This window comes from Fusibacter sp. (assembly GCF_057447755.1).
Genome location: NZ_JBVBZF010000083.1, coordinates 1 through 12,980, shown reverse-complemented (window position 1 = coordinate 12,980; position 12,980 = coordinate 1). Strand labels below are relative to the sequence as shown.

Annotated in this window: 13 protein-coding genes; 4 read left to right on the top strand and 9 right to left on the bottom strand. The window is 39.1% G+C overall.

The features are described 5' to 3' along the window. On the top strand, positions 1-190 hold a 190-nt coding region (locus tag AC220I_RS11210; RefSeq protein WP_486723920.1), incomplete at its 5' end, for a hypothetical protein. Between the two features lie 135 nt (positions 191-325). Here AC220I_RS11210 and dsdA read toward each other — a convergent pair. After that, positions 326-1,666, bottom strand: coding sequence for a D-serine ammonia-lyase (dsdA, locus tag AC220I_RS11205; protein ID WP_486723919.1), 1,341 nt, complete (start codon positions 1,664-1,666; stop codon positions 326-328). A 147-nt stretch (positions 1,667-1,813) separates the two neighbouring features. Here dsdA and AC220I_RS11200 point away from each other — a divergent pair, with 147 nt between their 5' ends. Next, positions 1,814-2,314, top strand: coding sequence for a hypothetical protein (locus AC220I_RS11200; RefSeq protein ID WP_486723918.1), 501 nt, complete (start codon positions 1,814-1,816; stop codon positions 2,312-2,314). Between the two features lie 181 nt (positions 2,315-2,495). On the opposite strand, the gene AC220I_RS11195 is transcribed toward AC220I_RS11200, so the two are convergent. From AC220I_RS11195 to AC220I_RS11160, 8 genes are all read right to left on the bottom strand, one after another. Then, complete coding sequence (locus AC220I_RS11195) at positions 2,496-4,232, bottom strand: NADH-dependent [FeFe] hydrogenase, group A6 (RefSeq protein ID WP_486723921.1); 1,737 nt, start codon at positions 4,230-4,232, stop codon at positions 2,496-2,498. A 22-nt stretch (positions 4,233-4,254) separates the two neighbouring features. Beyond that, positions 4,255-6,048 carry an NADH-ubiquinone oxidoreductase-F iron-sulfur binding region domain-containing protein gene (locus tag AC220I_RS11190; RefSeq protein WP_486723917.1) on the bottom strand — a complete coding sequence of 598 codons (1,794 nt, stop codon included), beginning with the start codon at positions 6,046-6,048 and terminating at the stop codon, positions 4,255-4,257. 12 nt (positions 6,049-6,060) lie between these two features. Continuing rightward, positions 6,061-6,456, bottom strand: a complete 396-nt coding sequence (locus tag AC220I_RS11185; RefSeq protein WP_486723916.1) for a (2Fe-2S) ferredoxin domain-containing protein — start codon at positions 6,454-6,456, stop codon at positions 6,061-6,063. 2 nt (positions 6,457-6,458) lie between these two features. Continuing rightward, complete coding sequence (locus AC220I_RS11180; RefSeq protein ID WP_486723915.1) at positions 6,459-6,962, bottom strand: NADH-quinone oxidoreductase subunit NuoE family protein; 504 nt, start codon at positions 6,960-6,962, stop codon at positions 6,459-6,461. Positions 6,963-7,208: 246 nt separating this feature from the next. Then, positions 7,209-9,104 (bottom strand): ABC transporter permease, encoded by a 1,896-nt coding sequence (locus AC220I_RS11175; RefSeq protein WP_486723914.1) that lies wholly within the window; start codon positions 9,102-9,104, stop codon positions 7,209-7,211. A 16-nt stretch (positions 9,105-9,120) separates the two neighbouring features. Beyond that, entirely contained in the window at positions 9,121-9,885 is a 765-nt protein-coding gene (locus AC220I_RS11170) for an ABC transporter ATP-binding protein (RefSeq protein WP_486723913.1), read from the bottom strand. Between the two features lie 147 nt (positions 9,886-10,032). Then, complete coding sequence (locus tag AC220I_RS11165) at positions 10,033-11,034, bottom strand: sensor histidine kinase (protein ID WP_486723912.1); 1,002 nt, start codon at positions 11,032-11,034, stop codon at positions 10,033-10,035. Further along, complete coding sequence (locus AC220I_RS11160; protein ID WP_486723911.1) at positions 11,009-11,704, bottom strand: response regulator transcription factor; 696 nt, start codon at positions 11,702-11,704, stop codon at positions 11,009-11,011. Before AC220I_RS11160 ends, AC220I_RS11165 begins: the two co-directional genes overlap by 26 nt. A gap of 171 nt (positions 11,705-11,875) precedes the next feature. Between AC220I_RS11160 and AC220I_RS11155 the strand changes: the two genes are divergently transcribed. Continuing rightward, positions 11,876-12,502 carry a metallophosphoesterase gene (locus AC220I_RS11155; RefSeq protein ID WP_486723910.1) on the top strand — a complete coding sequence of 209 codons (627 nt, stop codon included), beginning with the start codon at positions 11,876-11,878 and terminating at the stop codon, positions 12,500-12,502. 37 nt (positions 12,503-12,539) lie between these two features. Then, positions 12,540-12,980 (top strand): hypothetical protein (locus tag AC220I_RS11150; protein ID WP_486723909.1); only part of this gene is annotated, 441 nt, incomplete at its 3' end.

Sequence of the window (12,980 nt, the reverse complement as noted above, 5' to 3'; positions counted from 1 at the left end):
GGATGAAGTTAAAGCCTTAATCCTCAGTGAAGGTTTTGATGAGAAGTACGGTGCGAGACCACTCAGAAGGACCATTCAGAAGCTTATTGAAGATGAAATTGCAGAACTTTACATCCGAAAATTGATTAAGGATGGTATGACAATCAAGGCAGTTCTAGAAAACCAAAAAGTTAAAATTGAATTATTATAACCGTTTTTAATCTAACCGCATTTCGCAAGTTGAAAATTCTTGCTCAAAGCTGGATGAAAACGAATGATCTATAAAAAAAGCTGATCTTTATGGCATTAACATAAGGATCAGCTTTTTGTATGTGGTTAATTTACATCATAAGGTCATTAAATCAGAATTTTGACCTTTGGCAATATCGGCTTCCATGATTTCATCTGGGACTAAATTACCGCCAGTTGCCCATGTCAGGTGTGTGCATGCTTCCATTTTATTAAGAAGACCATGTGCTTTGAGGTAATTGAAGCCAGTCGTGTCATAGAAGAGTTTAATGGGACCAATTGCACCTGCAAGGGCTGAAGGCTCGAGCCCCAGTTGTTGAGATGCTGCCATGAGATAGAGCATTCGATATAATTTTTCATCTGAGACCGTATAAATACCACTTAGAAGTGGGCTCATAACTTTACCGACGAGTTTTGACGGTCTTCCAACTGCTAGACCGTCTGCAATGGTCCTGTTGTCAAGACCGATATCATTTACTGAGATGCCATCGTATTTTTCTGAGGACATGCCAAGGAGCATACAAGGTGAATGTGTTGGTTCAGCAAAGAAAATATGAACCGCATCACCATAAACCAGCTTAAGCGCATAGGCAATTCCACCAGGTGCACCGCCAACACCACAAGGCAAATAGACGAAAAGTGGGTGCTCAGAATCAATTTTGCGATGAATGTCTTCGAATTGCTCTTTGAGTCTAAGTGCTGCCACGGCATATCCTGTAAAAAGGTCTATGGAGTTTTCATCGTCTATAAAGTGACAGAATGGGTCTAGGTCAGCAATTTTGCGGCCTTCTTCAACTGCTTTGGAATAGTCAGATTCGTAAAGAACGACATTAGCGCCCTTGTCTCTAAGCATTTGAATTTTCCAAGGCTTTGCATCGTGCGACATATGGACATCCACTTTGAATCCAAGTGCACGACTGATGATGCCGATGCTTAGGCCGAGATTGCCAGTGGAGCCAACAGCGATTGAATATCTGGAAAGAACGGATCTTACAGGTTCAGACAAGAATTTCTCATAGTTGTCATCAAGGGTGACAAGGCCAGCTTCAAGGGCAATTTTTTCGGCAAATTTTATGACTTCGTAGACGCCACCGCGTGCTTTTATGGAACCGGCAATTGGCAAATGACTATCCGCTTTTAAAAACCAATCTCCTAAAATACGACCACCAATGAATGTGATGACGGCCTTTTGGTATTCTTCTATTGAAAGTAAAGTGGATTCAATAATCCCGTGACTTGATTTTGTTTCTTCAAAAGCGGCCTCAAAAAAGGGTGCAAAACGTCTTAGACGCGCATCTGCCTCTTTAATGTCTTCAATGGTCGGAAACTTGACCGACATTTGTTCAATCTGAGAAAGTGCTTCTTCAAAGGGTTTAAAATTAGGATTTATCCATAGTGTTTCTTCATAGGCTTTTAGTTTGTTCATTACATCAGACATGGGTAGGCCTCCTTATTAATTCATATTTATCATATCAAAGTTTGTATAAAACATAAAGGCGGATTTTTCATTTAAATGTAATAAACCAAGAGGGTAAATATGCTATAATAGCTCATATAAGGACTTATTTTCAGAAGGAGAGTGTATATGAGACATCCATTATTTCATAAGTATAAACAAACTGTTCTTATGAGCATCAGCTTAGTTCTAGTGATCGGATTTTTCTTGCCTTGGCTCACGATGGACCCTAATTTTAGTATGTTTGCCTCATCAAAGGCGAGTTTCTCAGGCATGAGCCTTGTCATGGGGATTAATTTTGCAGTTCAGATGATTAATGCCTTTGGCACTGCATATAACTTTCCGGCATCCGCAAATGTCATCTATCTGGGTTATCTTTTGCTTTTGATTCCTTTACTTGGAATCGGTGCCATTGTCTTAAGCGGCCTCAGAAAGAAAAGTGCAGGTAAGGTACACCTTACACAGTTTATTTTCTCGCTTTTTGTTTTTATTGCCATGGCTATTGTGAGTAACATTAACGCTGATATGAGAGAACTTGTCGGTAATGTGACCAATACTGGCTTTGGATTTTATCTTAGTGCAATCGCGGCTTTTGTGGGTATTGTAGTTAGTTTTATTAAGCCATCATAGATTTAGAATGTGATATAAATTCAAATGAAGTGCATGACCATTTAAGGCCAAAACCTTGTTTTGAGGCATCTAACCGCTTTTCGCAAGTTAGAAATTCTTGCTCAAAGCTGGATGATAAGGAATATTTTATAATAAAAAGGACTGTCCACTTAAGGACAGTCCTTTCAAATTGCTTAAAAAGCTAGATTTTTTCTTTAGGTGCATAATGGGTGTGAAGCAGTTCATGCGCCTTATGGCTGTTTGGTTTTCCTAAGAACTCATCATATAACTTCTTGATATAAGGGTTGTCATGTGATTTTCTAAGGACTTTATTACGGTCTTCTTGATAAATTGCAGCCTGTCTTTTCTTGATGATTTCCATGTCACCATGATGGTATGGCTGACCACCGCCACCGATACAACCACCTGGACAAGCCATGATTTCGATGGCATCGAAATGTGAGTTGCCAGATTGAATTTCCTCAAGAAGCTTTCGCGCATTGCCAAGGCCGTGAGCAATTCCGATTCTAAGGTTTAGATCGCCAACTTGTACATGACCTTCACGAATGCCTTCAAATCCTCTAAGCTGTTCAAAATCAACCTTTTCAAGGGTCTCATTTGTAATCCATTCATAAGCCGTTCTTACAGCCGCTTCGATAACACCGCCTGTTGTACCGAAAATAACAGAAGCACCAGTACTTTCGCCAAGAATAGAGTCGAAATCACTTTCAGGTAAACCAGCATAGTCAACGCCTGCTTCTTTGAGCATTAGACCAAGTTCACGCGTGGTGATAACCACGTCAACATTGTTGTTTTCATCCTTTGTAAGTTCAGGTCTTGCAGCCTCAGCCTTTTTAGCAAGACATGGCATGACAGAAACCACAAAGATATCCTCAGGCTTCATATTCATTTTTTCTGCATAGTAGGTTTTAACGATTGCACCCAGCATAATTTGAGGTGATTTACAAGTCGAAGGGATGTCTAGTAAATCCGGAAACTGATGCTCAAAGAACTTAACCCAAGCAGGGCAACAGCTTGTGAGCATTGGCAGACGTCCGCCATTTTGGATACGATCAATTAGTTCTGAAGCCTCTTCCATAATGGTAAGGTCTGCACCAAAGTCTGTATCGAAAATTGCATCGAAGCCAAGTCCTCTTAAGGAGCTTACCATTTTACCTGTGCTGATTGTACCTGCTGGCATGTCAAAGAGTTCGCCAATAGCCACACGAACAGCAGGTGCCACTTGAACCACAACGTGTTTTTTAGGATCGTTGAGCATATCCCAAACCTTGTCGGTGTTGTTGACTTCTGTAAGTGCTGCAGTAGGACATACTGCCACACACTGACCACAGTAGGTACAAGAAGTATCCACCATATCTAAATTAAAAGCAGGGCCAACGAATACGTCAAAGCCTCTGTTAACAGCTGATAGGATACCACATGTTTGAACGTCGTTACACATGGTTTCGCATCGACGACACATAACACATTTGTTTGGATCTTTAACCAATGAATATGATGAAGTATCCTTTGGATAGTTCATTTTTTCACCTTGGAACCTAATCTCTCTAATGCCGAGCTCTTGAGCAAGTGCTTGAAGATCACACTCTAAGTTTTTTGCACAGACGAGACAATCATATGGATGATTTGAAAGCAATAGCTCTACTGCTGTTCTTCTTGCAGAGATAGAACGGATATTATCTGTTCTGATGACCATACCCTCTGTACAGAGCTCTGAACATGAAGGTACAAGGGCAGGTCTGCCTTCTACTTCAACCATACAGACACGACAGGAAGCGGTTTGATTGACGATCCCAAATTCGTGAAGGTGGAGGTGACAAAGTGTTGGTATTTTTATATTAACTTGTTTAGACGCTTCTAAAATAGTTGTTCCCTCTGGAACCTGTAAATCTAAGCCGTTTATTTTGATATTAAGCATTTTCAAAAGAATACCCCCTTCATTACGGTCTGATAACTGCATCGAATTTACATGCTGTATAACATGCACCACAAGCTATACATTTCTCTTCATCAATAATGTGTAGCTGTTTTGGTTTACCTTCGATACAATTTACTGGACAAACGCGTGCACAAGCGGTACAGCCTATACATTTTACTTCGTCTATCTTATATTTAGCAAGTGCCTTACAAGCACCAGCAGGACAACGTTTATCTTGGATATGAGCAAGATATTCATCATAGAAGTATTCAAGGGTACTGAGTACAGGATTTGGTGCAGTTTGTCCAAGGCCACAAAGTGCACTGTCCTTGATCATCTTACCAAGGTTGCGAAGCTTTGTGATGTCAGCCATTGTCCCTTCACCGTTAGTGATTTTATCTAAAATTTCATACATGCGTTTTGTGCCTAGTCGGCAAGGTGTACACTTACCGCAAGATTCATCTTGAGTAAAGTCGAGATAGAACTTAGCGATGTTGACCATACAATCGTCTTCGTCCATGACGATCATACCACCTGACCCCATCATAGAGCCAATGGCCTTTAAACTCTCATAATCAATAGGTGTATCTAGGTCCAGTTTGGTAATAACACCACCTGAAGGACCGCCTGTTTGAACGGCTTTGAATTCCTTACCATCGATGATACCACCACCGATGTCGTAAATGATTTCTCTTAAAGTGGTACCCATAGGCACTTCCACAAGGCCTACATTATTGACTTTACCCGCAAGTGCGAAAACCTTGGTTCCTTTAGACTTTTCAGTACCAATACTGCTAAACCACTCAGCGCCTTTAAGAATAATAGGTGGGACATTTGCGAAGGTTTCTACGTTGTTAACACTTGTTGGCATTTTATGATAGCCTTCAATTGAAGGGTATGGAGGCTTTTTAGTTGGCTCACCACGGCAACCTTCCACGGAATGAATGAGTGCAGTTTCTTCACCACAAACGAATGCACCAGCACCAAGCTTGATTTCGATATCAAAGTTAAAATCTGAACCAAAGATGTTTTCACCCAATAGACCAAATTCTTTAGCTTGATCAATTGCAACTTGAAGGCGTTTTATTGCAAGAGGGTATTCTGCACGGATGTAGATGATACCCTTGCTAGCGCCGATTGCATAGCCTGCAATGGCCATGGCTTCAAGAACTGAATGTGGGTCACCCTCTAAGATTGAACGGTCCATAAAAGCACCTGGATCGCCCTCGTCAGCATTACAAATAACGTATTTTTGATCTGCCACAGGCTTACGGGTAAACTCCCATTTTAAACCTGTAGAGAAGCCACCGCCCCCACGACCGCGTAAGCCACTGGCTTTAATTGTTTCTATTACCTGCTCAGGACTTTGGTCTGTTAATACTTTTCCAAGTGCTTCATAGCCACTAAATGCTATGTACTCATTGATGTCCTCAGGATTAATAAGACCACAATTTCTTAGTGCAATTCTGTATTGCTTTTTATAAAAGCTCATTTCATCATGCTTAGCAAGATTTTTCTGAGTTTCAGGTTCTTTGTAAAGGAGTCTCTCGACGGTTCTGCCCTTTATGATGTGCTCTTCCACAATTTCATCAATATCATCAAGTCCCACCTGAACGTAAAAGACGTTTTCAGGGTGAATTTTGATAATTGGCCCCTGTCCACAGAAACCGAAGCAGCCTGTTTTAACCACGCTGATTTCTTGGTCGTATCCTTTTTCAACCAACTTGCTCTTTAATAGATCTACCATTTCAAGGCTCTGCGCAGAAACACAACCAGTACCGCCACAGACCATTATGTGCGTTCTTTCTATAGCCATAGTTCCCCCTCCTTATAAAGCACTGTTAAAAGTTTTGATGAGTACATGGTCATCGATAATAATACCTTGCTTAATGTATTTCTCGATGATATCTTTGGCAACCGCTTTGTCTACATTACCGTAAATAATCGGTTGTTTGCCAGGTACGTTGACTTGAACAGTAGGTTCGCTATGACAATAGCCCATACAACCAACTTGTACAACTTTTATATGATCAATAGACTCTTTGCTAATGATGCTCACGAGCTCGTTGAGAACTTCACGACTACCTGCAGCAATACCACATGTTGCCATTCCCACAAGGATTTCTATGGTTTGATCTTCTGAATCACCTGATTCACGAAGCTTGACTTTTTTTATTTGATCTTCACGGATTTTTTTAAGTTCATCTAAAGATTTAATTGGCATGATTATTCGCTCCTTTCACTATTTTTGTAGGTTTCAATAATACCGGCTACATCAGCAGCTTTAACATGACCAAAGACCTTGTCGTTGACCATAACCACTGGCGCAAGACCACAAGCACCTATACACCGTACATCTTTCATAGTAAAAAGCCCATCAGGTGTTGTTTCGCCAAATTTGATGCCCAGCTGTTTTGTGAACTCGTCCACTACCTTGTCAACGCCTTTTACAAAGCATGCTGTTCCCATGCAAACATTGACTGTGAACTCGCCACGTTTCTCTTGAGAAAAATAGGAGTAAAAGCTAACGACACCATAAACCTTTGATGCAGGAATGTTGAGTTTTCGAGCCACATAAAGTTGTAACTCGCTTGGTAAATACCCAAAGAGTTCTTGAGCTTTATGAAGCACAGCAATCAATGCATCTTCTTTTGAAGGTTGTGCATCGATAAAAGCATCTAATGCTTCAAGTTTTTCTTTAGCGTTATCAAGACTAAAAACATCTGCCATAAATAAACCATCCTTTCTCTTTTCGCCGCTTTATTAACACAAACGATTGGTGGCTCGTTAAAAAAAAGACGGACCACAAACCATTTCTACCCCAAAAAAAATGAATTCATACAAAAATATCAAACCACTTTTGCGAGTTCATAATTTTCTGATAATTTAAGTATACTTTTTTTTAGACCAAAAGAAAAGATGTATACATGCCAGAAAGCATGGATACATCTTTAGGGTACATTCTATTCGCTTTCATTAATTTCCGGATATGGAAATGCGATAGTAGTATTGTACTGTGAGCCAATAAAAACACATATAAATAGAAACATACATGCCAATAGAGATCAGTATGGGGGTCAGAAAAGAGCTCGTCATTAGAGTTTCAAAGGTATGAAGGGCAAATAAAGAGTGAAGTATGCCCAATAAAATCGGAAGACTGAACATGACGCCCATTTGTTTAAAAATTACACTTTTGATCAAAGCGTGGTCATACCCGATTTTTCGCATGATGGTGTATTTGTCTTGATCTTCCTCAGCCTCATTGATCATTTTGAAATAGAGGATTGAACCTGTTAGGATTAAGAAGACAAGTCCCATGAAGATACCAGAGAAAAGCATTAAACCCTTCATCTCAGATAGATTTGTAAAGGCTTCATAGAAAGAGCTCATTTTTAGTTCTTCATATTGATAGGCAATCTGCCATAACTTTGAGTTAAGATCATTTGCGCGGATTGGATTGTCGATATCAAAAGCATAAAAGTTTTTCTTAGGGGCCGTTTTTAAATCATCATAATCGTTATTGTTTAGTATGAATACAGGGTCTTCAGATTGTGTTGTTAGGTAGTAGGGGAGAACGTCCACAACATTCATTTCGTTTGCCTCATCTTCGAGTTCGAATTGAAGTTCAAGGTCCTTATAGTTGACCCATCCCCTTGAAGCATAGGGATCCATGGCGATAATTTGATTTTGGGAGACAGAAATTTCAGAGGCATTATGACTTTTTAAATAAGTGTTTGCAGTCTTCTCATTTATAAAATAGGCATCCCATTCTGAAGGCAGATAGAGTGGGTCATCGGAACCCTTGTTATCCACTATACGAACCTTGAGAAGGGAGACTTCAATCGGATAATGGTAATTTAACTTGTGATCTGAGGCCTCAATGGCTTCCATGAACTTGGATTCGATCTCACTAGCATTATTTTGACTTGAGAGTTCATATAAGTATGCGTGAGGATATCTGTGGTGGGTTGCTTGTTCATAGTCAAAATAAAAGGCATAACAAATGCCAAATGCGGTCAAGGTCGTTGCGCTCATAATTGTGATTAAAGCAAGGGTTTTGGCATGTGTATTAATACGATAGGCTATATTGGAAATGGCAATCAGGTGGTCTCCCTTGTAGTAAAAATGATCCCATTTCTTAAGGTATTTTGTAAAGGTCACAATGACAGTTGAAAAAAGTCCAAAGGTGCCTATGATTACTAATAGTAGGGTTGCAAGGGCATAAAAAAAGATATATTGGTTAAGTAAATTCTGAGATAGATAGTAACCAGATCCCAAACAGATCAGGGAAGCAATCGATAGCAAAAAGTGAGTTCTTGGTTCATTTTCAACTTTTCTCGAGGCGGAAAATAGCTCTATGATTTGAAATCTGTAGATTAAGACTGCACTGTGAATTGAGGCGATTAAAAACAAGACCGTAAATACTATGGTGGTATCATAGACTGCCTTTATTGGCACAGAAAAGCCGACATTCACTTTTATTTCCATGAGCTTTAAAACCAGCATCATAAAAAGCTTTGAAAACAATATGCCCACAAGGATGCCAGTGGTTAAGCTGATAAAGAGCACGACAATATTTTCCATGAAGAGCATTCTGGAAACACGTTTCTTAGGCACGCCAAGCAAGGTATACATGGCCACCTCTTTTTTCCGCTTCTTGGTGAAGAAAGCATTGCAGTACCAAATAAATACTGCTGAGAAAATAATCAGTACAATACTGGACATGTTCATAATAATTTGAAATTTTAAGTAAGTATCTGATGCAAACATAACCTTTGAATTGTACTTGATCGCACAAAAAATATAGTAGAAGGTGATTGCAACGGTTACTGAAAAAACATAGAGGAAATAATTCTTAAAATTACGGCGCATATTTTTTAAAGCTAGGCTAGAGAAGGTCATTGATACCACCACCTAGCGCACCCAAGGTTGCAATTATTCTGTTGTAAAAAGTCTTTCGGACGCCGTCACTATAAATTTCAGTAAAGTGCTTGCCGTCTTTTATAAAGATGATTCTGTCGCAGTAACTTGCTGCATAGGGGTCATGTGTGACCATGAGAATGGTTGCATTTTGTGAACGGTTGAGATCCTGCATAGATTCAAGCAGTCTTTGTGATGATTTTGAATCCAGGGCACCAGTGGGTTCATCTGCAAGAATCATTTTGGGCCTATTAATCATGGCTCTAGCAGCTGCAGTTCTCTGCTTCTGTCCACCAGATATTTCACTGGGATACTTATGAAGGATATCGGTGATGTCTAAAAGTTTTGATGCGAGTTCGACCCGAGTCCTGATTTCCAGTGGTGGCACATTACCGATTGCCAAAGGTAAGAGGATGTTTTCTTTTACAGTTAAGGTGTCTAAGAGATTAAAATCTTGAAAGATAAAGCCGAGCTTTTCTCTTCTAAAATCAGCAAGATTCTTCTTTTTCAAGGTAGCAATTTCGACTTGATCAACAAATATACGACCAGTGGTAGGAAGGTCGATTGTGGAAATCACATTTAAGAGGGTACTTTTTCCGCTGCCGGAAGGTCCCATGATCCCCAAAAATTCACCTTGGTGGACTTCAAATGAGAATTGATCCAGTGCCAAAGTTGGGTTGGTTTTGGAACCGTATATCTTGGTAATGTTTTCGGCTTTTAAGATGGTGTTCATGTTTGTTGCCTCCATATAATCAAAAGTTTAAGGGCGCGTAAGTTCCTTTTTCTAAGCCTAGTATAGGAAAATAGGATACGTGGCACCATCGAAATAGCTTACAAATTAAATACTAACCTTACAAATCTGTAAGGTTAGTGCTAAGGGTTAAGCTTTGAAAATAGACGTCTGATGATAATCTGGTATTTTCTCAAATTTCAAAGTGGCGGTTGTGCCTTCAGAGCCTGAGGTCACAATTAGGTCATGGTTGAGCCTATCACAACACTTCTTGGCAAGGTAAAGCCCCATTCCAGTGGAGGTGTTTTTTAATCTGGTATTGGTTCCCGTATAAGCTCTTGTAAAGATCCGATTAATATCTGAACTTGGGATCTGTACGCCTTGATTATGTATTTTTAGCAAGTCGTAATCATCTTGAGACGCACTTGTGATGGTAATCTTTGAATTCAAATCGGCATACTTTATTGCATTTGACAAAAGCTGTGAGATCACAAAATGAAGCCACTTGTCATCTGTGAGAATACTGAATTCTTCCATATTGAGTTCTATGCGAAGCGACTTTAAGAAAAATGAAGATTTAAAGGTCTTAAGTGCATGATTGAATATTTTAGTAATCCTATGCTCTTGAATATGATAGTCATCTGAGAAGTTTTCAAGACGAGCATAAAATAAAGTCTGATTGATGTAATAGTTGATGCTTTCAATTTCTTGATTGAGTTTTTGATGTGCATCATCGTAGGGAAGTGATTCGAGTAAGATTTTAGCTGCTGAAACTGGTGTTTTGATGGCATGAATCCAGCCGTTGATAAAATCTCTAAACTGCATTTGCTCTAATTGATGGGCGTTTATAGCATCGGCCTTTTCTTTGCTTACCTCTTGCAGTTTAATACGTGCTTTCTGAGTTATTGGGTCAAGGCCGGAGAAAGGTCCAGACGCCATTTGATCAAGAGCGCTTAAATTTTTCTTGTACGTTTGAAAATCCCAGAGTAGATATAGGCTGTTCCAAAAAATGATCAAAAGGTTTATATAGAGGACATTTGATAGACTAATCGAGACAAAAGGGTCCAGTAGAAATATACCTGTGACTGTGGCTGAAATGATGAATTGCAACAATAAAAAGGAGGCTTTATGTTTGAGATAGGTCTTGAGCATTGAGTGAGTACCCTTGTCCTTTCTTGGTTTGTAGCCAATTGGCTAAGTTGATGGCTTCTAGTTTTTTTCTTAAACGATTGATGTTCACAGTTAATGTGTTGTCGTCAACAAAACTCTCGTGATCCCATAAAATTCTCATGATTTCAGCCCTTGAGACCACTTGTGGTGCTTTTTCCATAAGACACTTTAAGATCCTAAATTCATTTTTTGTCAGGGTCATTTCTGCATCCTGAAAAGATGCCGTCATTTGGTCAACGTCCAATAGAAGGCCCTCGTATGCCACCATAGTGAGGTTGTTTTCTTGATAAGCATAGCTTCTTCTTAGGAGTGCAGTGATTTTAGCAAGCAGTAAATTCAGGTCAAAGGGTTTGGTTACGTAGTCATCTGCACCGAGATTAATGGCCATGATAATATCCTTATTATGATCTCTTGAAGACATAAAAAGGATGGGAATATTTGAGTGCATTCTGATCTTCTGACAAAAATAATAGCCATCAAATTTGGGCAAAGTAATGTCCATTAAAATTAAGTGGGGGTCATAATGGATAAAATGTGTCAGCACCTGGTTGAAATCAGTGACAAGTGAAGCTTCATACCCCCATTTTTCCAAAGTTTCTTTTAAGCTGGCTGCAATTATAAAATCATCTTCAACCACTAAAATTCTGTACATTTTACCTCCTAGTGATTACACTTGTGTCTCTTTAGTTGTATTATACTCAAATTTTGCTTAATTTTGAGTCTTTTAATTGAATTTTAAGAATCGTCACAAAATATGACTTCTGACTTTTAATTGCGGCTGTGATATAATAATTTCAATAAATTATTGGATTGGGGTATTGAGATGCCAATTGTGGAAGTGGTTAAAGAAAAGTGGAAATATATTACGGGTGGCATATACATTCCAAAGGCACTTTTAGAGGCCAAGGGTGATCTGCTTGTACACATAAGTGATACACCGCTTATGAGCTATGATGCCATTAGAGCCCTTCTGACTACCTTGGACCCCAAATGGATTATCCATACTGGTGACCTGGTGGACAATGTCAAATTAGAACTTTCCTATTCAAAAATTGATCTTTATAAAAGACACATCGTAAGGCTAACAAGAATGTTAGAGAAGGCTGATTGTGAGGTATATATATCAATGGGTAATCATGATCATTATGAATCTCTAATGGCCTTAAATCCACCATTTCACGTTTGCAAAAAAGCGGAGATGATTACTTTAGGTGATTTTAAGATTGCCTATAGTCATTATATTGAACTTCTTAAGCCCTATGACGCAGACATTTATCTCTTTGGTCACAACAAGTATCAAAAAACTGAAGTGACAGTTGATGGAAAATTGTATTTGAACGGCCTAGAACAAATCACGGTGATGGATATCACCAATAGACAATACTTTTTTTTGAAATACCCCATTGGCACAGACGATTCAAGATTGTTACGTATGAGAATCGGTATATAATAAAGAATATAAATAGAATATAAAAGGAGAAAATATGATGTCATTTGTCAGAAGTGGTCCTAAAATCCTTATCATTGAACCGGAAAACGAAGAACATTTTAAGAAGTTCATCAAAAATCACTTTGAAAGTACGCCGCTTTTAGAATCCGCCAAGACTTTTGATGATGTCATTTCCGATATGAACCAACATCAGACACTGATCTACTTGGCAGACAACGCAAAGGAAAACATTCAAAAATTCAACCGGGATAAGTGCATGATTATTAATGAAGGGGCACAGAATTTTCTAATGTATGCCATAAATCATGGTGAAGCTGCCAGCATTAGACATGTTAGGAAAGCACCCCGTATCGTTATTATGAAGGTCATAGGCAATATGGAATCGACCATTGAAAATATTGCCGAAGATTTCAATGCCGTAATTGAACCCATTAGGACTATATTTAATGAGCAGTCTCAGGGAACGATTATTTGTTTT

Bases quoted from the DNA above. Each gene is read 5' to 3' on its own strand.
- AC220I_RS11175 (WP_486723914.1), bottom strand. From the start codon at position 9,104: ATGCGCCGTAATTTTAAGAATTATTTCCTCTATGTTTTTTCAGTAACC.
- AC220I_RS11165 (WP_486723912.1), bottom strand. From the start codon at position 11,034: ATGCTCAAGACCTATCTCAAACATAAAGCCTCCTTTTTATTGTTGCAA.
- AC220I_RS11155 (WP_486723910.1), top strand. From the start codon at position 11,876: ATGCCAATTGTGGAAGTGGTTAAAGAAAAGTGGAAATATATTACGGGT.
- dsdA (WP_486723919.1), bottom strand. From the start codon at position 1,666: ATGTCTGATGTAATGAACAAACTAAAAGCCTATGAAGAAACACTATGG.
- AC220I_RS11170 (WP_486723913.1), bottom strand. From the start codon at position 9,885: ATGAACACCATCTTAAAAGCCGAAAACATTACCAAGATATACGGTTCC.
- AC220I_RS11160 (WP_486723911.1), bottom strand. From the start codon at position 11,704: ATGTACAGAATTTTAGTGGTTGAAGATGATTTTATAATTGCAGCCAGC.
- AC220I_RS11180 (WP_486723915.1), bottom strand. From the start codon at position 6,962: ATGGCAGATGTTTTTAGTCTTGATAACGCTAAAGAAAAACTTGAAGCA.
- AC220I_RS11185 (WP_486723916.1), bottom strand. From the start codon at position 6,456: ATGCCAATTAAATCTTTAGATGAACTTAAAAAAATCCGTGAAGATCAA.
- AC220I_RS11190 (WP_486723917.1), bottom strand. From the start codon at position 6,048: ATGGCTATAGAAAGAACGCACATAATGGTCTGTGGCGGTACTGGTTGT.
- AC220I_RS11200 (WP_486723918.1), top strand. From the start codon at position 1,814: ATGAGACATCCATTATTTCATAAGTATAAACAAACTGTTCTTATGAGC.
- AC220I_RS11195 (WP_486723921.1), bottom strand. From the start codon at position 4,232: ATGCTTAATATCAAAATAAACGGCTTAGATTTACAGGTTCCAGAGGGA.